Source organism: Microvirga terrestris (genome assembly GCF_015694425.1).
In the GTDB taxonomy this organism is placed as follows: domain Bacteria; phylum Pseudomonadota; class Alphaproteobacteria; order Rhizobiales; family Beijerinckiaceae; genus Microvirga; species Microvirga terrestris.
Genome location: NZ_JADQDN010000004.1, coordinates 175,416 through 197,624 on the forward strand (window position 1 = coordinate 175,416; position 22,209 = coordinate 197,624).

The window sequence follows — 22,209 nt, forward strand, 5'->3', positions numbered from 1 at the left end:
CTAAGCCATTGTCCGCCCCATTCATTGGGGAAGACCATGACAAAAACAATGACCACCACGGCTGGGGCGCCCATCGCGGACAACCAGAACAGCCTGTCTGCCGGCTCCCGCGGCCCGCTGCTGCTGCAGGACTACCAGCTCATCGAGAAGCTCGCGCACTAGAACCGCGAGCGCATTCCTGAGCGCGTGGTTCATGCCAAAGGCTCGGCTGCCTACGGCACGCTGACCATCACCAACGACATCACCCGATATTCCAAGGCGAAGGTCTTCTCCGAGATCGGCAAGCAGACAGAAGTGTTCCTGCGCTTCTCGACGGTGGCCGGCGAGCGCGGCGCGGCCGATGCTGAGCGCGACGTGCGCGGCTTCGCCCTGAAGGTCTACACGGAAGAGGGCAACTGGGATATCGTCGGCAACAACACGCCGGTGTTCTTCGTGCGCGACCCGGTGAAGTTCCCCGATTTCATCCGCACGCAGAAGCGTCACCCCGCCACGAATCTGCGCTTCCCGACCGCCATGTGGGACTTCTGGTCTCTCAGCCCCGAGACGCTGCACCAGGTGACGATCCTGTTCTCGGACCGGGGCCTGCCGCAGGGCTATCGCTTCATGCACGGCTTCGGCTCGCACACCTACTCGTTCATCAACGAGGCCGGTGAGCGCTTCTGGGTCAAATTCCACTTCAAGTCCATGCAGGGCATCAAGACCTGGACGAACCGCGAGGCCGAGGCGGTCGTCGCCAGGGACCGCGAGAGCGCCCAGCGTGACCTGTACCAAGCCATCGAAGACGGCGAGTTTCCGCGCTGGAAATTCTGCGTGCAGATCATGCCCGAGACGGACGCGGAAAAGACCTCCTACAACCCGTTCGACGTCACAAAAGTGTGGCCGCATGCGGAATACCCGCTGATCGAGGTCGGCACCCTCGAGCTCAACCGCAACGCCGCTCATTATTTCGCCGAAGTGGAACAGTCATCGTTCTCGCCGTCGAACATCGTGCCCGGCATCGGCTTCTCGCCGGACAAGATGCTGCAGGGTCGCATCTTCGCCTATGCCGACGCGCATCGCTATCGCGTCGGCACCCATTACGAAGCGCTGCCCGTGAACCGTCCGCGTTGCCCGGTGCATCACTATCATGCCGATGGCGGCATGCTGTTCGACGTGCCCAACCGGGGCGAGGCCTATTACGAGCCGAACTCCTTCAACGGCCCGGTGCAGACGCCCCGTGCTGCGGAGCCGCCGCTCAAGATCTCAGGGAACGCGGACCGCTACGATCACCGCGCCGGCAATGACGACTACAAGCAGCCGGGCGACCTGTTCCGCCTCATGACACCGGACGAGCAGAGCCGGCTCATGGACAACATCGCGGAAGCCATGCAGGGCGTGCCCGAGGCGATCGTGAAGCGCCAGATCGTGCACTTCTACCTCGCCGACAAGGCCTACGGCCTCGGCGTGGCGGACCGCATGGGCCTCAAGGGCGCCGTGATGATCCAGGCTGCGGAATAAGGAATAAGCTGTAGGGGCGAATTGGAGCGGCCCGGGAGAAGTCCTGGGCCGCTTTTGTCTTTCTCGTCCGCAACACTGTCATTCCGGGCTCGCACCATTGGTGCGCCCACGGAATGACAGTGCGGTTAGGTATTAGGCGTTTCTCAAATCATCCCATCGCCTTGCAGGAACGGATTTGTCTGCCGCTCTTGGCCGATGGTGCTCATGGGGCCGTGGCCACAGATGAAAGTGATGTCGTCGCCGAGCAGCAGGAGCTTGTCCTTGATCGAGCGGATCAGCGCCTTGCTGTCGCCGCCGGGAAGATCCGTGCGCCCGACGGAGCCCTGGAACAGCACGTCGCCCACGAGGGCAAAGCGCTGATCTTTCGACACGAGCACGACGCTGCCCGGCGAGTGACCGGGGCAATGCAGCACATCAAGGACAAGGTCACCGACAGTGACCGTGTCGCCCTCGTTGAGCCAGCGATCCGGCGTCACGGCGCGCGCCGGAAAGCCGTAGGCCTGCCCCTGTTCCGCAAGCCGGTCGAGCAGGAAGCGATCCGCCTCGTGAGGGCCTTCGATTTGGACGTCAAGGTCCTCCCGCAGTTCAGCCGCGCCGCCCGCGTGGTCGATATGGCCGTGGGTGAGGATGATCTTCTCGACGGTCACGCCGCTCTGCTTGATGGCTTGCTTAATTTGGTCGAGATCGCCGCCGGGATCGACCACGGCAGCCTTCTTGGTCTTCTCGCACCACAGCAGGGTGCAGTTCTGCTGGAACGGCGTCACGGGGATGATGGCGGCGCGAACGTCTGGCACTCTGGAATCCTTCCTGGGGTCACGTGAGACATAAGCGTCGTAGACAGCCTTGAGAAGCCTCAAGGCTTCGCGAGGGGTTTACTTGACCTTCCAACACCCGGGTTCACATAGTCCCTCCATCGAATCACAACCGAGGACACGAGCATGGAAACCAGGGCCGCCGTGGCGTGGGAGGCAGGCAAGCCGCTCACCATCGAGACCATCCGCCTAGAGGGCCCGAAAGCCGGCGAAGTGCTCGTGGAGGTGATGGCCACCGGCGTGTGCCACACGGATGCCTACACCCTCTCAGGGTTGGATTCCGAGGGCAAGTTCCCGGCCATCCTCGGCCATGAGGGCGCCGGCATCGTACGCGAAGTCGGCCCCGGCGTGACGACGCTCAAACCCGGCGACCACGTGATCCCGCTCTACACGCCCGAATGCCGCAACTGCAAATCATGCCTGTCCCGTCGCACCAATCTGTGCACGGCCATCCGCTCGACACAAGGCCAGGGTCTGATGCCCGACGGCACCTCCCGCTTCCGCTGCGATGGCGAGACGGTGTTCCACTACATGGGCTGCTCGACCTTTGCGAACTTCACCGTGCTGCCGGAGATCGCACTCGCCAAGGTGCGCGAGGACGCGCCTTTCGACAAGATCTGCTACATCGGCTGCGGCGTCACCACGGGCATCGGTGCAGTGATCTACACCGCGAAGGTGTGGCCCGGGGCGAACGTGGTGGTGTTTGGCCTCGGTGGCATCGGCCTTAACGTGATCCAGGGTGCCCGCATGGTGGGTGCAGACAAGATCATCGGCGTCGACATCAATCCGGCCAAGGTCGAGATGGCGAAGAAATTCGGCATGACCGATTTCATCAACCCGAAGGAGGTCGGCAACGACAAGGTCGTGCAGGCGATCGTCGATCTCACGGGCGGCGGCGCCGACTTCTCGTTCGACGCCACCGGCAACACGGATGTGATGCGCCAAGCGCTCGAATGCTGCCACCGCGGCTGGGGCGAGAGCATCATCATCGGCGTGGCCGAAGCCGGCAAGGAGATTGCCACCCGACCGTTCCAGCTTGTCACCGGCCGCGTCTGGAAAGGCACGGCCTTCGGCGGCGCGCGCGGACGCACGGACGTGCCCAAAATCGTGGACTGGTACATGGAGGGCAAGATCAACATCGACGATCTGATCACCCACACCATGCCGCTCGACGAGATCAACACCGCCTTCGATCTGATGCACGAGGGCAAATCGATCCGCTCGGTCATCGTCTACTGACCGGAGAGAGATGTTGAGCTTCGAGACCGTCTCGCAATCGCGCTGCTTCGGCGGCACACAATTCGTCTATCGCCATGTTTCCCGTGAAACATCCACGCCCATGCGGCTTGCGGTGTTCGTGCCGCCGCAGGCGAAGGACCGCAAGGTGCCGGTGGCATGGTTCCTCTCCGGACTGACCTGCACGGAGGAGAATTTCACCGTGAAGGCGGGCGCGCAGCGGGTCGCCTCGGAGCTCGGCCTGATGCTGGTCGCTCCCGATACCAGCCCCCGTGGCAAGAGCGTACCCGACGATCCGGAGGGTGCCTACGATTTCGGCCTCGGGGCCGGCTTCTACGTGGATGCGCTGCAGGAGCCTTGGGCGAAGAACTATCGCATGCGCTCCTACATCGAACGCGAGCTGCCGAAACTCATTGCGGAAAACCTGCCGGCGGACATGAGCCGGCAGGGCATCACCGGCCATTCCATGGGTGGCCATGGAGCGCTCACCATCGCGCTGCGCAACCCCGAGCGTTTCAAGGCTGTCTCGGCCTTCGCGCCCATTTCCTCGCCGATGAACTGCCCCTGGGGCGAGAAGGCCCTGTCGAACTATATCGGGCCCGACCGCTCGGCTTGGCGCGACTACGATGCCTGCGCGCTGATTGAGGGCGGGGCTCGCCTGCCCGACCTTCTGGTCGACCAGGGCACCGCCGACAGCTTTCTCGAAAGCCAGCTCAAGCCTCAGATGCTGGAGGAGGCCTGCGCCAGGGCCGGTCAACCTCTGACCCTGCGTCGCCAGGAAGGCTACGACCATTCCTACTTCTTCATCGCCAGCTTCATTGAGGATCACCTACGCTGGCATGCCAAGCGCCTTGGTGTTGCCTGAGAGACTAGACGGCGGTTTATCGCCGCCGTCATCACCAGCCTTGTGCCGGTGATCTCGATTGGAAAAGCGCTGCGCCTCACCGTATCGGGATGGCCGGGACAGGCCCGGCCATGACCTGGAAGACGTCGCTCTCGGCCCAACTCTGAACAACCGATATTTGCAGAAGCAGCTTTCAGCCCGCCCCGAACAGCTCGGGGTGCCGGAGTTGCAGAGCCTGGATCAGCACCAGGGTTTTCATGTCGGCGACGGCGCCCTGCTCCAGCATCACCATAAGCTCGTCGAGGCCGATCTCCAGCACCTCGATGTCTTCGTGCTCCTCGGCCAAGCCCCCTCCTTCCTCCACCCGGTCGGCACGTGTGTAGGGGGCCAGGAACAGGTGCAGACGTTCCGTGGTGATGCCGGGGGTCGACCATGCGGTGACCACCCTTTCCAGGATTTGGAGGCGCAGGCCCGCCTCCTCCATGGCCTCGCGCTTGGCGCAGGCCTCCGGCTCGTCCTCGTCGAGCAGTCCAGCCACGGCTTCCAGGAGGTCGGGTTTCCCCTCTACATGCATGACGGGCGCGCGGAACTGGCGGATGAGGATCACCTTACGGGCTTCCGGATCATAAGGAAGCACGGCCGCGGCATCGGCGCTGTTCAGGATTTCCCGCGCCATGGTGCGGCCATCCGGCATCTCAACCGTCAGCTTGAGAAGCTTACGCCAGCCCTCGTAGAGGGTTTCGACCTGGTTGATCTTGTAGCCTGCCACGTCCTGCTCTCTCCTGTTCGACACCACTCAACCTATGACAACACGCGAAACGCTCAAGTTATCCTTTGCTGCACGGTGAAGCTTGAGAGCGGGTTCGCGCGTTAAGGCCAGGGCAGTACAAGGAGAGCAGCGTGCTCAATGATCTGGTCGCAGCCATTAGGACAAAACAGGCGATCCTGTTCGCCGGCGCCGGCGTCTCCATGACCGTTGGCCTGCCCTCCTGGAGCACCCTGATCGAGCACATCGCCGATGAGCTCAAGATCGACCTGTCCGACTTCAAGGACATGGACCTCAACTACCTGACGCTGGCGGAATATTACCGGCTCAAGCAGGGCAGCATCGGGCCCCTGCGCAGCTGGATGGACCGGAACTGGACCATTCCCGAGGATACCCTGAAGAAGTCCCGCGTTCACGAGCTGATCTGCAAGCTCGACTTTCCAATCCTCTACACCACGAATTTCGACCGCAATCTCGAAACCGCCTACGACCTGCACGGCAAGGATTATGTGAAGATCGTCAATGCCAAGGACATCGCCCGCGTCCGGGAGGGTGTGCCGCAGATCGTGAAATATCATGGCGATTTCGACGATGACGGCTCCATCGTCATCGCTGAGACCGATTATCTGGAGCGCCTGTCCTTCGAATCGCCCCTCGACATCAAGTTCCGCTCGGATGCGCTGGGCAAGACCATCCTGTTCATCGGCTACAGCATGACGGATCTCAACATCCGCTTCCTGATGCACCGGCTCTGGAAGACCTGGGCCGGATCGGGCTACGAGCGCGACCGGCCGCAATCCTATGTGTTCATGCTGCGTGCCAACCCCGTCGAGCAGGCCGTTCTGGAGCAATGGGGCCTGCAGGTGCTGATGGAGAAGGAATGCCCGCCGGAAAAGGCGCTCGAAAAGTTCCTGACCAAGCTCAGCAAAGCCGTCGAGAAGGACGAGGGCGACGTCTGATTGGCACCGCCCCCACCCTGTGCCAAGGTGGCGGCCTTGCAAGCTCACAAGATGATTTCATGGCTGAAGCAGAAAAACGCCGCCTTTCGCTCCGCGATGTCCTGACCGACGGGCGCATCGCGCTCATGCTGCCCTTGGGGTTCTCCTCGGGCCTGCCCTTCCTGCTCGTTTTCAGCACCCTGTCGGCGTGGCTGCGGGAGGCCGGGATTTCCCTGACTGTCATCGGGCTGATGAGCTGGGTGGCCCTGGCTTATTCGTTCAAGTTCCTATGGGCCCCCATCGTCGACCGGTATGACGTGCCGGTCCTCTCCAACCTGCTCGGGCGCCGACGGGGCTGGATGGCCTTGGCACAGCTCGGAGTTGCTGCTGGGCTGATCGGCATGGCGGCGAGCAATCCGCAGAGCGGCCTGCCCCTCACAATTGCCTGCGCGGTTCTCGTTGCTTTCGCCTCGGCGACCCAGGACGTGGTCATTGACGGCTGGCGCATTGATGCAGCTCCGACGGAGCGTCAGGGCATGATGGCGGCGGGCCTGTTGCTGGGCTACCGGCTTGCACTCATCACAGCAGGAGCAGGAGCGCTGTACATCGCCGAATTCGTCAATTGGCCTAGCGCCTATCTCGCCATGGCGGCGCTCATGGGAGTCGGCCTGATCGGCACACTGCTTGCCCCGAAGATCGATGAAGGCCCGGCCCGGCAGCGTCTGCCTCTCGCCAAGGCCATTGTGGAGCCGCTATCCGACCTCTTCAGACGCAAGGGGATGATGCTGGTCCCGATCCTCGCGCTCATCGCGTGCTACCGAATCCCTGATTATGCGAGCGGCATCATGGCGAATCCGCTCTATATCGATCTTGGTTTCAGCAAAGCCGACATCGCCAATGTGTCGAAGCTTTATGGGGTCTGGATCGGCATCATTGGCGCCTTTGCCGGTGGCCTGGCGCTCACACGGATCGGCCTCTGGTGGCCCTTGCTCATCGGCGCGGTCATTGCCGCCGGATCGAACCTGATGTTCTCGTGGCTAGCGTCTGGAAATGCAACGCTTTGGAACCTCACGCTTTCGATCAGCGTCGACAATTTCGCCGGGGGTTTCGCAGGCGCGGCTCTCGTCGCCTACATGTCCGGCCTGACAGCGCCCGGATTTGCCGCCACACAGTACGCGCTTCTCAGCTCGCTCTATGCGCTGCCCGGCAAGCTCATCGGCGGCGCCTCCGGTGTTGTAGTCGAAGCCTACGGCTACCCGGCCCTCTTCACTAGCACGGCTGCCATCGCTATCCCGCTGGTGCTCCTGTGCCTCGTGGTGCGGCGGGATACGATGAAGACGGTTGAGAAGAAAGAAGACAGAGTTTTGATCGATGATAGCCCTCCGGTGGCAGCAGCACGGTAGAGCCAGCACCTTCGCGAAGGTTGTCTAGAAGCGCGACGTGTGCAACTTTGGAACGTCGACATTGATGATGACCAAGGTGGGTTATGCCCAAAGCTCTCCGAACAATAGTGCTCGCATCTCTTCTGACTTGGCCTTTGCACGCATTTTCCCAAGCCTTATCCGTTGATGAAAAGGTGAAGTATATTCTCGAAATTACGGACTTTCAGAGGGTTACGAATGCAGCGTTCGAAGGCTTCAAGCCGCTGATGGTAAACCAGCTTCGAAGGTCTTCGAACAAGATCACCCCTGAGCTTGCTGAACACATTGCTAATATCGCTGGGGACGAGATAAACAACATGAAACCTGAGTTCACCGCCTTCGTTGTTGATCTCTACAAGAAGGAGTTAACTGAAGAAGAGATTGGAGCTTTCTACGATTTTTATAGAACACCTGTAGGCTCCCGCGTTGGGAGGAAGATGACCAAGTTCACGGAGAACATGATCCCGCAGGTCCAAGCCTTCATGACTCGTCAATTTCTTCCGAAGTTCCAAGCTCGCCTAGTCAGGGATGAAAGGCTGCGGAACGCGCTTTCTCCCTGAGGTCAGAGATTTAGACATCGTCCCGCAACGTACTAGCCGGGCAGTGACATAGCGCCGACCACAGTGATCAAACCCAGCCGCCGTCCACGAGATAGGTCTGTGCCGACATGGCGCTGGAATCGTCGGAGCCTAAGAACAGCGTGAAATTGGCGATGTCCTGCGGGACGAGCTTGCGCTTCACGCATTGACGCTTGAGCAGCTCCGCCTCGCCCTCCGGTGTGAGCCAGAGATCGATCTGGCGCTGGGTCATGATCCAGCCCGGAACGAGGCAATTGACGCGAATGTTCTTCGGCCCGAGTTCCCGCGCCAGTGCACGGGTGAGCCCGACCGAAGCGGACTTCGCGGCCTTGTAGGCCGCAAAGGAGTCGTCGCTCACCATGTAGCTCGTGGAGCCCATGTTGATGATCGAGCCGCCGCCCGCCTTCTCCATGTCGGGCAGCACGGCCTGTGCTGCGAAGAACTGGTGGTCGAGATTGGTGGCGAAGCGCTCGCGCCAGTATTCTGGCGTCACCTGATCGATGGTGTGGCGGTCATCGCGCGCCGCGTTGTTGACGAGGATGGTGATCGGGCCGACCGCATCGCTCGCGCGCCGGATCGCAGCCTGGAAGGCGGGAATGTCGCGCACGTCGCTGTGCTCAAAATGCACACGCTCGCCGAGTTCTTTCTCCAGCGCCTGGCCGGCCTCGGCATTGTAGTCGAGGATGGCGACCTTGCTTCCTTGAGCATGGAACGAACGCGCAATGCTCTCGCCGATGCCGCTGGCGCCGCCGGTGATGAGAACGGTCTTGCCCTTCAGGGAGCCGTAAATGGTCTGGGTCATGAATCCTCACATACCTCAAAAGAAAAAGTCGTCATCTCGGGGCTGCGGAGCAGAACCCGAAACCGCATGACGAGTATGGCGCTCTGTCCTGTATACGATCCCGGATCGTCGCTCCGCTCCGTCCGGGATGATGCCAACTGTTAGCTCGCAGCCGGTCAACTCGCGCCCGGCCCCGGCGTTGCACCCGGAGGGCATTTGCCGAGGATGATCATGCCGAGCACCTCGTCCTGCGTCACGTCCTGCACATTGGCCGAACCGACGAGCTTGCCGTTCTTCATCACGCTTACCCGGTCGGCGAGGCCGAACACGTCGTGGATGTCGTGGCTGATGAGGAAGATGCCGATGCCTTCCTTCTTCAGCTGCAGCACGAGATCGGCCACCTGCTGGGTCTCGGCGGGTCCGAGAGCCGCGGTCGGCTCGTCCATGATGAGTACGCGGGCGTTGAAGTAGATCGCCCGCGCGATCGCCACCGATTGCCGCTGTCCGCCGGAGAGCGCCTTCACGGGCTCCTTGAAGCGGCGGAAATGCGGGTTGAGCCGCGCCATCACCTTGCGGGTCTCGGCCTCCATCGTCGCATCGTCGAGGGTGCCGTAGGGCGTGAGGACCTCGCGTCCGAGAAAGATGTTGCCGGCCGCATCGATGTTGTCGGCAAGCGCGAGGGTCTGGTAGATCGTCTCGATGCCATAGCGCTTGGCATCCCGCGGCGTCGCAATATCGGCATGCTCGCCGTTCACGTAGATCTCGCCGGCATCCGGCTTGTAGGCGCCGGACAGGATCTTGATGAGCGTCGACTTGCCGGCGCCATTGTGGCCGAGCAGACCCACCACCTCGCCGGGGCGGAGATCGACCGACACGCCATCCACGGCCTTGATGCCGCCGAATGCGATGGAGATGTTGCGCATTTCGACGAGAGGCGTCGTTCCATTCGTTTGCATGTTGCCTCTCCTTACTTGATGCGGCGGCGATAGAGGCTGTCGACCCACACGGCGAGCACAAGCACCGCGCCGACGACGATGTTCTGGAGCGGCGTGTCAACGCCGAGCAGCACCATGCCCGATTGCAGCGACTGCATGACGAGAGCGCCGAGCATCGCGCCCGCAATGGTGCCGACGCCGCCGGCCAGCGACGTGCCGCCGATGACCGCAGAAGCGATAACATAGAGTTCGTCGAGGGTGCCGGCCGCGTTCGTCGCCGCATTGAGGCGAGCGGTGGATATGCAGGCGGAGATGCCACAGAGGAGGCCCATAAGGCCGAACACCTTCATGAGCGTCCAGCGGGTGTTGATTCCCGACAGCTCCGCGGCTTCCGGGTTGCCACCGATGGCGAAGACGTAGCGACCGAAGCGCCGGCGCGTGGCAATGAAGGTCATCACCAGTCCGACCAGGATGGCGATCAGCACCGGCAGCGCGACCCCGTGCGGGATGAACAATCCGCCCTCAGGCCAGACGAGACCGTTGGCCTCCGCCCAGCGGCGCGCCGTGCCGGCGGGCAGCGGATAGGCATTGGCGATCGTCGCGGCCGCAAGAACGATGCCGCATGCCACAGCGGCGATCACCGCATCGGCCCAGCCTGGGCGCACCGGAAAACCGAAGCGCATGCGACGGCGACGCGATAAGCCGAGCGCAATGATGATGAGACCGCAGGCCACAGCCGCGATCACCCAGGTGGTGGTGGCGCCGAGCGCTCCTTCCACGCCGCCGCCGAAGGCCTTGAAGCGCGTGTCCATGGGCGCGACGGTCTGGCCGGTCGTGACCCACCAGGCCGCACCGCGCCACACCAGCAGGCCGCCGAGCGTGACGATGAAGGATGGAATGCTCATGTAAGCGATGAGCCAGCCTTGGAACAAGCCGATGGATCCGCCGATCACCATGGCCAGCACCACCGCGAGCGGCGCCGTCAGCGGGTGCTCGAGCCCAAGATAGGCCGGCAGCCACTGCACTTGGGCCACGCCGATGATCATGCCGACCACGCCGAGAATCGCCCCCACCGATAGGTCGATGTTGCGCGTTACGATCACGAGCACCATGCCGGTGGCCATGATCGCCACGGAGGCGGTCTGCACCGACAGATTCCAGAGATTGCGCGGGGTAAGAAAGACGCCGCCGGAGAGAAGATCGAACCCGATCCAGATCGCGGCAAGCGCCGCCAGCATGCCGAGCATGCGGGCATCGATCTCGAGCTTTGACAGGAATGAGCCGGACGCAGCGGTCGGCGGCGGGGCGGTACTGGCAGCGGGTGCGGTCATGACGTCACGCTCAAGAGGCGGATGAAGGATTTCAGTAAACGAATCATATCCCCGACAGCTTATCGCTGTCGGGGATGAGGTCAGTCAGACGATACGATCAGTTGCAGGCCTTGACCGTGCCGGCCTTCACGCCCTGGCAGACCACGTCCTTCGAGGCCCAGCCGGCGTCGATGACAACGTTGAGGTTGTCCTTCGTGACCGCGACCGGCGTGAGGAACAGGGCCGTCATGTTCTGCTTCTTCGGGCCGAGGTTCCAGGACTTCGCACCCTGGATCTCGGTGAGCTTCTTGCCGCCGGCGAGTTGCAGGGCGATCTCCGCGGCGTTGCGGCCGAGTTCGCGGGCATCCTTGAACACCGTCACGGTCTGGGTACCGAGCGCCACGCGGTTGAGCGCCGCCTTGTCGGCATCCTGGCCCGACACCGGCACGGTGCCCGCAAGACCCTGCGCAGCAAGAGCCGCGATGGCGCCGCCGGCGGTGCCGTCATTGGCGGCGATCACCGCATCGATCTTGTTGTTGTTCTTGGTGAGGAACTGCTCCATGTTCCGCTGCGCGTTAGCCGGGAGCCAGCCATCCGTGTAGGCCTCGCCGACATTCTTGATCTTGCCGGAATCGATGCCGGCCTTCAGCACTTCCATCGAACCCTGGAACAGGAAGTTGGCGTTGGGATCGGAGCCCGAGCCCTTGATGAAGGCATAGTTGCCCTCGGGCTTCACCTTCAGGACTTCGCGGGCCTGGAGACGGCCGACCTCGACATTGTCGAAGGTGAGATAGAAGGCCTGCGGGATCTCGATCAAGCGGTCATAGCCCACGACCGCGATGCCTTCGGCCACGGCCTTCTCGACGGCGGGACGGACGGCGTCGGCATCCTGCGCCAGCACGATCAGCGCCTTGGCGCCGCGGGAGATGAGGCTCTCGATGTCGGTGAGCTGCTTGGCGGGTGACGACTGGGCATCGGCCGACACATAGGTGCCGCCGGCCTTCTCGACTGCAGCCTTGATGGCGGCTTCGTCGGTCTTCCAGCGCTCTTCCTGGAAGTTCGACCAGCTGACGCCGACCACGGGGCCCTTGCCCTGGGCGAAGGCGGCACCGGCAGACAGGGCCAGAGCGGCAAGCGAGATGAGAGCGTGTTTCTTCGAAATCATCGGTGTTCCTCCTGGGCGGCGCCACCTTTGGAAAGCACCGCGCTCATGGCAGCTGTCGGCCCGCGGGACCGACGGACGTGGCTCAACCTGCCATGCGTTATTGTTCGAGCGCGGAAATAATTATACGAGCCATTGCAGCCTTCAAGCGCCCAGGAACTAATATTTTGGTCTGATATCCGCATCTCCCAGTTTTGATTTATTCAAGCTGTGAATAAAGTGCATCCATGACATCGCTGCCTCTCTCTCCCCGCGAAACCGCCCGCCGGCGCCTGCTCGATGCCTTGCGCCGGGAAGGCCCCATGGCGCGGGTCGAGATCGGCCAGCACCTCGGCATGAGCCCCGCCAGCGTCTCGGAACTCGCGGCAACCCTTCTCGACGAGGGCGTGCTGGTAGCGGAGGACAGCCCGGACCAGAGCCCCGGATTGCTCCGGGGCCGGCCCAAGACCCGCCTCTACTTCGCCGAGACCCTGGGCTCCGTCGTTGGCGTCTGGACCGGCTTCAACCGCATCGAGCTGCGGCTCGTGGACAGCGCCGGGCGCACCCGCGCGAGCCGCCACGTGGAACGCCCCCTGCGCAATCTTGGGGGCGAGGAGCTGATGGACGTGCTCGCCCACACCATCGCGGCCTTTGCCGAGGAGAGCGGCGCACGGGACGTGAAGGCGGTGGGCTTGGCCTGCCAGGGCTATGTGGACACCCGCGACGGAATCGTGGCCTGGAGCCCGGTGCTGGGCACCCGCGACCTGCCCCTGGCCGCAGGGCTGAGACAGCGCCTCGGCAAGCCGGTGCTGATGGAGAACGACGCCAGCGCTATGGCCTTCGCGATCGCGCAGCGCAACGCCGATCTGCGCTCCGGCCGCACTGCGTGCCTGATGGTGGGCGACGGCGTCGGCCTCGGTTTTCTCATCCAGGGCGAACTCTATCGCGGCGCCCGATTCGGCGGCTCCGAGTTCGGCCATGTGAGGTTGCGCCGAAGCGGCCCGCAATGCCGCTGCGGCGGGCGCGGCTGCATCGAGGCCTATCTCGCCGATTACGCCCTGCACCGGGACGCGCAGCTCATCGACCATCGCCCCGCCCCGACCCTGCTGCTGCCGGGCGAGGAGGCCATGGGGGCCATCGTCGAACAGGCGCGCGCCGGCGATCCTGCCCTGGTCAACCTGTTCCATGCCGCCGGCGAGGTGTTGGGCGATGCGGTCGGCATCCTGATCCAGACGCTGGAGCCCGACCACATCGTGATCTGTGGCCCCGGCACCCGCGCCATGGATCTCCTGCGCCCCTCCTTCGAGGCGGCGCTCGAATCCCAGACCATCCCGGAACTGCGTGCCCTTGCCACGATCCACGTGGTGGAATCCTCCATGGACCTGCTGACGGAAGGCGTGGTGATGCAGGCCCTGCGCGAGCTTGATCTCGATCTCGCGCGCTTGAAGGCCGCATAGGTTTATCGCAATCTCAGACGAAAAAGACCGCCCGACTTTCGCCGGGCGGCCCATGCTCGATCCATTCACGTCCGTTTAGATCACGTAGAAGTCGTGGTAGTAGAGCTTCGTCTTGTTGGAGATGGTAGCGATCTGGATCTGCGCCTTGGAGCCGGTGCCGTCCTGGTCGTAATACAGCTTGCCGGTATTCTTGTCGTAGACGATCCGGTCCTCGGCATCCTGTGCCTTCCGGCCCTCCACGAACATGTCCGCCTTGAACTTCTTCGGCTTCGACAACGAGCCGGAGCCCAGCTTGGTGAAGTACTTGTTGTCGAGATAGAAGCTGTCGTCCGCAGACCTGAAGTCGTAGACCCGATCTACGTTGGTGCTCTTGCTCAGCCGGGTGTCGAACACGAAGGTGTCCTTGCCCGAGCCGCCATACAGCCGGTCATTGCCAGTCCCGCTAAAGATCCGGTCGTTGCCAGCCTCACCATACAGCGTATCGTTGCCGGTGCTGCCGTAGATCGTGTCGTTGCCAGCCTCACCGCGCAGCGCATCCGCCCGTGAGGTGCCGCGGATCGTGAACGGCGTCGTCTCGCCCGTGAAGTTGGCCACGGAGATGTTCACGTTCAGGCTCGTGGTGCCGCCATAGGCGTCGCTGGCCACGATGGTCAACGAGTGCAGGGGCCTGGTCTCGAAGTCGAGCGGGCTGGCCACCACCAGGCTGTTGCCCTCGATGGCAAAGGCACCGCTCGAGCCGGCTGCGAGGCTGTAGGTGAGCACATCGCCATCGGCATCCGTGGCCGCCAGCGTGCCCACCACGGCCCGCACCGGCGCGTTCTCGACCATGACATTGTTCGACAGCGACAGCCCTGTGGGTGCTTCGTTGATGAACTGCTTCACGCCGCCGGCAAACTCAAGCTGGCGGACATTCGTCAGCGTATCGGTGTCGGTACCGCTCTTATGAGCGACCGTGACGGTATTGCCGGAGCGGGTGATCGTGTAATCCCCAAACGCGCCGGAGAACACGCCCGTGTTCATGCCGGCGCCGCCCACCAGCGTGTCGTTGCCGGCACCACCGATCAGCGTGTCGTTGCCGCCATCGCCCTGCAGGTGGTCATGGCCTCCGAGACCGGAGATGCGATCCGCACCGTCCTTGCCGTAGATTTCGTCATTCACCTCGCGGCCGGAGATTGTATCGGCGTAGTTCGAACCGTCCCAAGCGTCGATCCCGATATAGGTGTCGTTTCTCGCATCATCCGAGCTCAGGCTTGTGTTCGCGAGATTGATCTCAAGACCCTTACCAGAGGTGATGTAGCTGGCGACATCGTGACCTCCAAGGCCATCGAGACGGTCCGCCCCTGCGCCGCCAATCAGCACGTTCACTTCGCTCGTGTCACTGCCGATGAGCGTGTCGTTGCCTGCGCCGCCGATCAGCCCCTGGATGTTAACGTAAGTGTCACCTGAAGCTTGACCCGTACCAGCCCCGCCGGAAAGATCGGCCCTCACGCCGTTACCATGTGTCTCGTATGTCGCATAGTTGAAGCCGGCCCCGCCATCGAGGACGTCGCCGCCTTCGCCGCCATCCAGAGTGTCGTCCCCGTCCTCGCCATAGAGCTCATCGCTACCGACTCGTCCCAGAAGAATGTCCTGTCCCTTGCCGCCGTAGAAAATATCGCTCTTTTGATCTTCATAGGCAGACATCACGTCATTGAAAGCAGTGCCGACATAGATTTCGATCTCACTATAATCAAAGCGATCGCCGGCGGCATCGCCTTTGTTCTTGTCCCAATCGACGAGGTAAAGGGCAATGCCGGCTTTGGCATTCTCATAGCTGACGGTGTCGGTGCCCTGGCCTGCAAAGTAGCCATCGTCTCCCCCGCCACCGATCAGGATATCGTCGCCGTTACTTCCAATGAGGTCATCGTTCCCCGTGCCGCCGATCAGCGTATCAGCGCCCTCTCCACCGTTGAGAGCCGTGCCGACAGTGGCGTAGCCGGTCAGTTTGTCATCGAAATTCGAACCCTCCAGGGCATGAATGTTGATGTACTGATCACCGATAGCCTCGCTCCTGTTCTCGGATGTGTTATTGAGGTTGACCGTCACTCCTTCTGAAGTGCCAATCACCGCGGCAGTGCTGTAAGAAGCCCAATTGTAGCCTGTTCCACCATCGAGACGATCCGCCCCAGCGCCACCGTCCAGGAAGTCATCTCCGGCACCGCCATAAAGTGAATCCGTCCCGGCATACCCATTCAGGCGATCCACTTTGTCTACGATGTTCGTCCCATAATAGATATCGGCACCTTCCGTACCGTTGACCGTCACGCCCGCGATGCGCGGATCGACGATCTTTGAAGCGATAGCGCTGTTCCCCCGCGTCCAGTCCTGCCATGTCGCAACGAGGCGACCATCCGCCATTTCGCTGATCGTGGGAAAAGATTGGTCGTCTTTGGCGCTGAGGACAAAGGGAGCCGATACGGACCCATCGGCCTCCACAATTTTCAACATAATGAATTCATATTCTGACAGGCGGCCGTCGTCCGCCTTCGAGCCGGTATATGTTACGGCGAAGCGACCGCCACGCAGCGCCGTGACGTTCATGATATCTTCGGAGCCAGTAGCCCAATCAGTAATTTTGGTGGATTGGCGTTGAACAGTTCCATCTTCGTTGTGTGTGGTGAAGACGATCTTTTCCCAGTTCCCCGTCGGGGATGGGTGGCTCACAGTTGTGTAACTAACGACCGTGAACTTTCCGTTTGGAATCCCATTGGGATCCAAGATGGCAACGACCTCCCCTCTGAACCCCGCACCCGCAGTGCCCTCTGCCCCCTCGAAAACGGGGCTGCCGCTGGACGTATTGATGATACGGAAATGGATTTCGCCGGCTTCGCTATACGAGACGACGTATTTGTTAGGCCTGATCCGTGTCACTTCTGGGTTGACGCCCGTATCGACGGTCAACGTTCCGTTGGTCAGCTTCTGACCGTCCTCACCATGCATTGCAAAGACGATGCTCGATCCCTGCATGTAGGCGCTGACGAAGCCGCCCTCCGGCCGCGTTGCCAACGCTGCGTTGACGGTCTGCTCTGCCGTGCCATTTTCCGAGACTGTATGGATATTGCCTGGCGTGAATACACCAGCCGCGTTCGGCTTGAACACCCGCGCCTTGACGTCGTAACTGGTAGAGCCGCCAGAAGGAGTATCCACTTCCGTCCAGGTTACGACGAAACTGCCGTCGCTCCCGGCGGCTTGGATATTGAGGTAAGTCTGGTTGGCCGTCGAACCTGCATCGATCGGGAAGACCCCACCGGACGGGTTTCCCGCTCCGTCGAAGATCTGGAGCTTGATAATATTGCCCTCACGCCAGCCGATGACATAGCCACCATTTGCGAGAGACGTCACATTCGCCCTGTTTACGGAAGTGTCTACGGCACGAACCCAATGTTCTGGTTTCCAAACGTCGATAGCCATCAATCTCTCCCAAACTTGCTAATGTCGTGACCTGCCCAGCGATGGAATCACATGGCGGCCCTTGTGATGTTGTAATATGCAGTGGCCACACTTAATGCAAGGTTATAGCTTGTAAAGGGGTGCTCATGTGCGTTGACGCACAAGGTAAAGCTTGAGAGCACCTGCGAAAGATCGAGTCTCGTTACGTCATGGGGAAATAGTATCTGATTTCAAAGACTTTTCTGAAGAAAGACTCCTTATCCATCGCCACCTAAATCTACCGCTCCGGAGTGAGACGCGATCCGGCCTCAGCGGCACCCTGCCCCGGATCGGGTCTGACAGCTCACAGAGACGCTCGGTCCGCCGACGCCATAGCCATCCGCCCCCGGACCCGCTATTTCTTCCTCTGTAGAGCAGCCCCAAAGCCCCCGAGACCCGATGCCTTCGTCCTCCCGTCCTGTCCAAGCCGGCGATCATGTGTTTCTCGTCGACGGTTCGTCCTTCATCTTCCGGGCCTATTTCCAGTCCATGAACCAGGACCAGAAGTACAATTCCCGCTCCTCGGACGGGATGCCCACGGGGGCCGTGCGGCTTTTCGTGTCCAAGCTGCTCCAGTTCATGCGCGACGGGGCGGCGGGGTTGAAGCCCACGCATCTGGCCATCGTGCTCGACAAGTCCGAGGGCTCGTTCCGCAAGGAGCTCTACGAGGACTACAAGGGCCACCGGCCGGACGCGCCGGAGGACCTGAAGGTCCAGATGCCGATCATGCGCGAGGCGATCCGCGCCTTTGGGCTCGAGCCGGTGGAGCTGCAGCGCTACGAGGCGGACGATCTCATCGCGACCTATACCCAGCAGGCGAAGGCGCGCGGGGCGGACGTGCTCATCATCTCGTCCGACAAGGATCTGATGCAGCTCGTAGGGCCAAAGGTGTGCTTCTACGATTTCGAGTCCGGCTCCAAGGGCAAGCCGGGCTACCGGCCCGAGCGCAATCTGGACGAGGCCGCCGTGATCGAGAAGTGGGAGGGTATCCCGCCGGACAAGATCGGCGACGTGCTGGCGCTCATGGGCGACAGTTCGGACAACGTGCCGGGCGTGCCCGGCATCGGGCTGAAGACCGCAGCCCAGCTCATCAAGGAATACGGCGATCTCGAAACGCTGCTGGAGCGCGCGCCCGAGATCAAGCAGCCCAAGCGCCGCGAGAGCCTGATTGCCAACGCGGAGATCGCGCGCCTGTCCAAGAAGCTGGTGACGCTCGATTGCGAAGCGCCCGTGCCGGTGCCGCTCGACGAGCTGCGCGTGCCGGACCCCGATCCGAAGACGCTGGTGGGCTTCCTCAAGGCCATGGAGTTCAACACGATTACGCGCCGCGTGGCAGAGCTCTATGAGGCCGACCCCTCGGCGATCCCACCCGACCCGCGCCTGATGCCAGGCGGCGAGGCGATCCGCTGGACCGGCACCGGCGTGACGGCTCCCACCGACGATGCGGTGCCGTTCTTCGAGAAGGCCGATGCGTCCTCGGGCGAGGTCGATCCCTTTGCGGGCCTCGACCTGCCGGAGACCGCGACGCTCCGCAAACCCGTCGAGGGCCTCGGCACGCCGTCGCAACTAGCCGGAAAGCGCGCGACGGAAGCCTCTTCCGTGCCCATCGACGTGACGGCCTACGAGACCGTCACCAGCCTGGAGCGCCTGAAGGAATGGGTGGCGCTCGCCCGCGAGCAGGGCCATGTGGCGGTCGATACTGAGACGAGCGATCTCGACGCCAACCGCGCGGACATCGTTGGCTTCTCCCTGGCGCTGGCGCCGGGCAAGGCCTGCTACGTTCCGCTGCAGCACCGGGACGAATCCGATCTCTTCGGCGGCGGCCTCGTGAAGGGGCAGATCCCCGTCACCGACGCGCTCGATGCGATCCGCCCGATGCTGGAGGACTCGTCCGTTCTTAAAGTGGGCCAGAACATGAAATACGATTGGATCGTGTTCAAGCGCCACGGCATCGAGGTGCAGCCCTACGACGACACCATGCTGATTTCCTACGTGCTCGATGCGGGCAAGGGCTCGCACGGCATGGACGAGCTCTCGCGCCGGCATCTCGGCCACTCGCCGATCACCTTCTCGGATGTGGCCGGCACGGGCCGGAACAAGGTGACCTTCGACAAAGTCGAGATCGGCAAAGCCACGGCCTATGCGGCCGAGGATGCGGATGTCACGCTGCGGCTCTGGCACGTGCTTAAGCCCCGCCTCGTCGCCGAGCGCCGCGCCACCGTCTACGAGACGCTGGAGCGCCCGATGGTGGACGTGCTCGCCCGCATGGAGATGCGCGGCATCATGGTCGACCGGCAGATCCTCAGCCGCCTCTCGGGCGATTTCTCGCAGTCTCTCGCGCGCCTCGAAGACGAGATTCACGAGATGGCGGGCGAAAAATTCTCGCTCGGCTCACCGAAGCAAATCGGCGACATCCTGTTCGGCCGCATGGGCCTGCCCGGCGCAAAGAAGACGCCCTCTGGTCAGTGGGCTACACCCGCGACGCTTCTCGACGAATTGGCGCAGGCCGGCCACGAGCTGCCGGCCAAGATCCTCGAATGGCGCCAACTCTCCAAGCTGAAGTCCACTTATACGGACACACTGCAGGAGCACATGAACCCTGAGACCAAGCGGGTTCATACCTCGTTCTCGCTGGCCTCCACCACGACGGGGCGCCTGTCCTCGTCGGATCCGAACCTGCAGAACATCCCGATCCGCACGGAAGCGGGCCGCAAGATCCGCAAGGCCTTCGTGGCGCAGGAAGGCCACAAGATCATTTCGGCGGATTACAGCCAGATCGAGCTGCGCCTGCTCGCCCACATCGCCGACATTCCGCAATTGCAGGAGGCCTTCGCCAACGGCGTCGACATTCACGCGGCGACGGCGTCTGCCATGTTCGGCGTGCCGCTCGACCAGATGACGTCGGACCTGCGCCGTCAGGCCAAGACCATCAATTTCGGCATCATCTACGGCATCTCGGCCTTCGGCCTGGCCGTTCGTCTGGGCATCGGCAACCAGGAAGCCTCGGCTTTCATCAAGCAGTATTTCGAGCGTTTTCCGGGCATCCGCACCTATATCGACGACACGAAGAAATTCGTGCGCGAGAAGACTTACGTGACCACGCTGTTCGGGCGCATCTGCCACTACCCGCAGATCCGGTCCGGCAACCCGTCCGAGCGCGCGGGCGTGGAGCGTCAGGCGATCAACGCACCGATCCAGGGCACCGCTGCCGACATCATCCGCCGTGCCATGATCCGCATGGAGGATGCGCTCAAAGCCGAGCGCCTCTCCGCCCGCATGCTGCTGCAGGTGCATGACGAACTGGTGTTCGAGGTGCCCGACGACGAGGTCGAGGCCAGCCTGCCGGTGATCTCCCGCGTCATGACGGAAGCCCCCTTCCCGGCCGTGTCGCTGAAGGTGCCGCTCGCAGTGGACGCACGAGCCGCGCAGAACTGGGACGAGGCACATTAAGCTCGCCATGACAGCTTTGGAACTCAATATCCGAAAGGCTGTCATTGGCGACGCTGAAACCATCTTCCGCTTCATGGCCGGATTGGTCGACGATCATCTGCCCGGGCAGGCTCCATGGACATCCCCGGAGCGCCTTCGGAATGATGGTTTCGGACCCGACCCACTCTTCGAAGCCTTTATCGCCGAACGCGCGGAGAGGCCCATCGGGTTCGTCTCATTCTTTCGCGGTTATGCAGGCTGGCGTGGCAAGCCGATGGGAATCGTGCACGCACTTTATGTCTCCCCGCCGGAAAGACGGTCGGGTGCAGCGCGACGGCTGATGGCGGCTGTGGCGCAAACGGCTCGGGAGAGAGGCTGGGAGCGGATCGAACTCTTCGTTGAGGAAGATCGCCCGGCACTTCGCTTTTATGAGTCCATCGGCATGCGCGATCTTTCCCACCGGCACCTTCGTCTTGAGGGTGAAGCGCTGCTCGGTCTTGCAGCGCAAGACACGCCCGCACGAAATTAGATACCCTCCGTGCGAGAAGGCGCTAGAATGAGACTGTCTCGCCAAGAGCAGGCTCTATCAGGAGGCTCCCATGCGCGTTGCCGTGTTCAGCACCACCTCCTACGACCGCCGCTTTCTCGACGCGGCCAACGCTCATCGCCATGAGCTCGACTATTACGAGCCAAGCCTCTCTGCAGCGACTGCACCGCTGGCCGGAGAGGCCCAAGCAGTGTGCGCCTTCGTCAACGATACCCTCGATGCCCGCTGTCTTGCACACCTTGCCAAGAATGGAGTGCGCCTGATCGCTCTTCGCTGCGCCGGCTTCAACAATGTAGATCTCAAGGCAGCGAGCGCAAACGGAATCATGATCGCGCGAGTGCCGGCCTACTCGCCCCACGCGGTCGCCGAGCATACCCTTGCCCTCATCCTCACGCTGAACCGCAAGACTCACCGGGCCTATAACCGCGTGCGTGAGGGCAACTTCTCCCTCGAGGGGCTGCTCGGCTTCGATCTCCATGGCAAGACCGTCGGGGTGATCGGCACGGGCAAGATCGGCCAAGTCGTGCTGCGCATTCTCCAGGGTTTCGGCTGCCATTGTCTCGCCTTCGATCCTTACCCGAATCCCGATGTAGAGGCTCTGGGAGCCCGCTACGTTTCGAAGGCAGAGCTTCTGGGTCAATCCCACATTATCACGCTCCATTGCCCGCTGACCCCAGAGACTCATCATTTCATCGACAAGGCCGCGATCAGCACTTGTCGTCCTGGTGTGATGCTGGTGAATACCAGCCGCGGGAGCGTCATCGACACTCACGCAGTCATCGCCGGGTTGAAGAGCGGCGCGATCGGCAGCCTTGCTCTCGACGTTTACGAGGAAGAGAGCGAACTGTTCTTCCGTGACCATTCCGCTGAGATCATCCGAGACGACCTGTTCGCACGCCTCCTCACCTTTCCGAACGTGCTGTTAACCGGCCACCAAGCCTTCTTCACCCAGGAGGCGCTCACCAACATCTCCGAAATCACCCTGGCGAATATCGACTCTTTCGCACAGACGGGACGTCCTGTGCACCCGGTCACGATGGATTGAAGAA

General features: G+C 62.2%; 16 protein-coding genes and 1 pseudogene. 10 read left to right on the forward strand and 7 right to left on the reverse strand.

Translation table 11 applies throughout. The features are described 5' to 3' along the window. Nucleotides 1-36: 36 nt before the first annotated feature. A pseudogene (locus tag I2H36_RS09965) lies at nucleotides 37-1,497 on the forward strand (catalase). Nucleotides 1,498-1,640: 143 nt separating this feature from the next. Here I2H36_RS09965 and I2H36_RS09970 read toward each other — a convergent pair. Then, a complete protein-coding gene (locus tag I2H36_RS09970; RefSeq protein WP_196263741.1) occupies nucleotides 1,641-2,291 on the reverse strand; it encodes an MBL fold metallo-hydrolase in 651 nt (216 codons plus the stop codon). Between the two features lie 144 nt (nucleotides 2,292-2,435). Here I2H36_RS09970 and I2H36_RS09975 point away from each other — a divergent pair, with 144 nt between their 5' ends. Further along, entirely contained in the window at nucleotides 2,436-3,548 is a 1,113-nt protein-coding gene (locus I2H36_RS09975) for an S-(hydroxymethyl)glutathione dehydrogenase/class III alcohol dehydrogenase (protein WP_196263742.1), read from the forward strand. A gap of 13 nt (nucleotides 3,549-3,561) precedes the next feature. Further along, complete coding sequence (gene fghA, locus I2H36_RS09980) at nucleotides 3,562-4,410, forward strand: S-formylglutathione hydrolase (RefSeq protein WP_281432988.1); 849 nt, start codon at nucleotides 3,562-3,564, stop codon at nucleotides 4,408-4,410. A gap of 172 nt (nucleotides 4,411-4,582) precedes the next feature. Here the strand turns inward: fghA and I2H36_RS09985 are convergent, their stop codons facing one another. Next, nucleotides 4,583-5,158: an NUDIX domain-containing protein gene (locus I2H36_RS09985; RefSeq protein ID WP_343234427.1), complete on the reverse strand. Its 576-nt coding sequence runs from the start codon at nucleotides 5,156-5,158 to the stop codon at nucleotides 4,583-4,585. A gap of 131 nt (nucleotides 5,159-5,289) precedes the next feature. Between I2H36_RS09985 and I2H36_RS09990 the strand changes: the two genes are divergently transcribed. From I2H36_RS09990 to I2H36_RS10000, 3 genes are all read left to right on the forward strand, one after another. Beyond that, nucleotides 5,290-6,114 carry an SIR2 family protein gene (locus tag I2H36_RS09990; protein WP_196263744.1) on the forward strand — a complete coding sequence of 275 codons (825 nt, stop codon included), beginning with the start codon at nucleotides 5,290-5,292 and terminating at the stop codon, nucleotides 6,112-6,114. Between the two features lie 59 nt (nucleotides 6,115-6,173). Continuing rightward, complete coding sequence (locus I2H36_RS09995; RefSeq protein WP_196263745.1) at nucleotides 6,174-7,496, forward strand: AmpG family muropeptide MFS transporter; 1,323 nt, start codon at nucleotides 6,174-6,176, stop codon at nucleotides 7,494-7,496. Nucleotides 7,497-7,579: 83 nt separating this feature from the next. Beyond that, nucleotides 7,580-8,074 (forward strand): DUF2059 domain-containing protein, encoded by a 495-nt coding sequence (locus I2H36_RS10000; protein ID WP_196263746.1) that lies wholly within the window; start codon nucleotides 7,580-7,582, stop codon nucleotides 8,072-8,074. 67 nt (nucleotides 8,075-8,141) lie between these two features. Here the strand turns inward: I2H36_RS10000 and I2H36_RS10005 are convergent, their stop codons facing one another. From I2H36_RS10005 to xylF, 4 genes are all read right to left on the reverse strand, one after another. Next, a complete protein-coding gene (locus I2H36_RS10005) occupies nucleotides 8,142-8,894 on the reverse strand; it encodes an SDR family NAD(P)-dependent oxidoreductase (RefSeq protein ID WP_196263747.1) in 753 nt (250 codons plus the stop codon). 155 nt (nucleotides 8,895-9,049) lie between these two features. Beyond that, complete coding sequence (locus I2H36_RS10010; RefSeq protein WP_036354117.1) at nucleotides 9,050-9,829, reverse strand: ATP-binding cassette domain-containing protein; 780 nt, start codon at nucleotides 9,827-9,829, stop codon at nucleotides 9,050-9,052. Between the two features lie 11 nt (nucleotides 9,830-9,840). Continuing rightward, nucleotides 9,841-11,139: a sugar ABC transporter permease gene (locus tag I2H36_RS10015; RefSeq protein ID WP_196263748.1), complete on the reverse strand. Its 1,299-nt coding sequence runs from the start codon at nucleotides 11,137-11,139 to the stop codon at nucleotides 9,841-9,843. Nucleotides 11,140-11,236: 97 nt separating this feature from the next. After that, nucleotides 11,237-12,283 (reverse strand): D-xylose ABC transporter substrate-binding protein, encoded by a 1,047-nt coding sequence (gene xylF / locus I2H36_RS10020; protein ID WP_196263749.1) that lies wholly within the window; start codon nucleotides 12,281-12,283, stop codon nucleotides 11,237-11,239. A 224-nt stretch (nucleotides 12,284-12,507) separates the two neighbouring features. Between xylF and I2H36_RS10025 the strand changes: the two genes are divergently transcribed. Continuing rightward, nucleotides 12,508-13,716 carry an ROK family protein gene (locus I2H36_RS10025; protein ID WP_196263750.1) on the forward strand — a complete coding sequence of 403 codons (1,209 nt, stop codon included), beginning with the start codon at nucleotides 12,508-12,510 and terminating at the stop codon, nucleotides 13,714-13,716. A gap of 75 nt (nucleotides 13,717-13,791) precedes the next feature. Here I2H36_RS10025 and I2H36_RS10030 read toward each other — a convergent pair whose 3' ends face one another. After that, entirely contained in the window at nucleotides 13,792-17,097 is a 3,306-nt protein-coding gene (locus tag I2H36_RS10030) for a cadherin domain-containing protein (RefSeq protein ID WP_196263751.1), read from the reverse strand. Nucleotides 17,098-17,583: 486 nt separating this feature from the next. Here I2H36_RS10030 and polA point away from each other — a divergent pair, with 486 nt between their 5' ends. The 3 genes from polA (at nucleotide 17,584) to I2H36_RS10045 (ending at nucleotide 22,205) form a co-directional block, all read left to right on the forward strand. Continuing rightward, nucleotides 17,584-20,634 (forward strand): DNA polymerase I, encoded by a 3,051-nt coding sequence (polA, locus tag I2H36_RS10035; RefSeq protein ID WP_196263752.1) that lies wholly within the window; start codon nucleotides 17,584-17,586, stop codon nucleotides 20,632-20,634. Nucleotides 20,635-20,641: 7 nt separating this feature from the next. Next, nucleotides 20,642-21,142 (forward strand): GNAT family N-acetyltransferase, encoded by a 501-nt coding sequence (locus I2H36_RS10040; protein ID WP_196263753.1) that lies wholly within the window; start codon nucleotides 20,642-20,644, stop codon nucleotides 21,140-21,142. Between the two features lie 70 nt (nucleotides 21,143-21,212). Beyond that, the gene (locus I2H36_RS10045) at nucleotides 21,213-22,205 is read left to right on the forward strand and encodes a 2-hydroxyacid dehydrogenase (protein ID WP_196263754.1); all 993 of its coding nucleotides are present in this window, start codon (nucleotides 21,213-21,215) and stop codon (nucleotides 22,203-22,205) included. The last annotated feature ends 4 nt before the right edge of the window (nucleotides 22,206-22,209 follow it).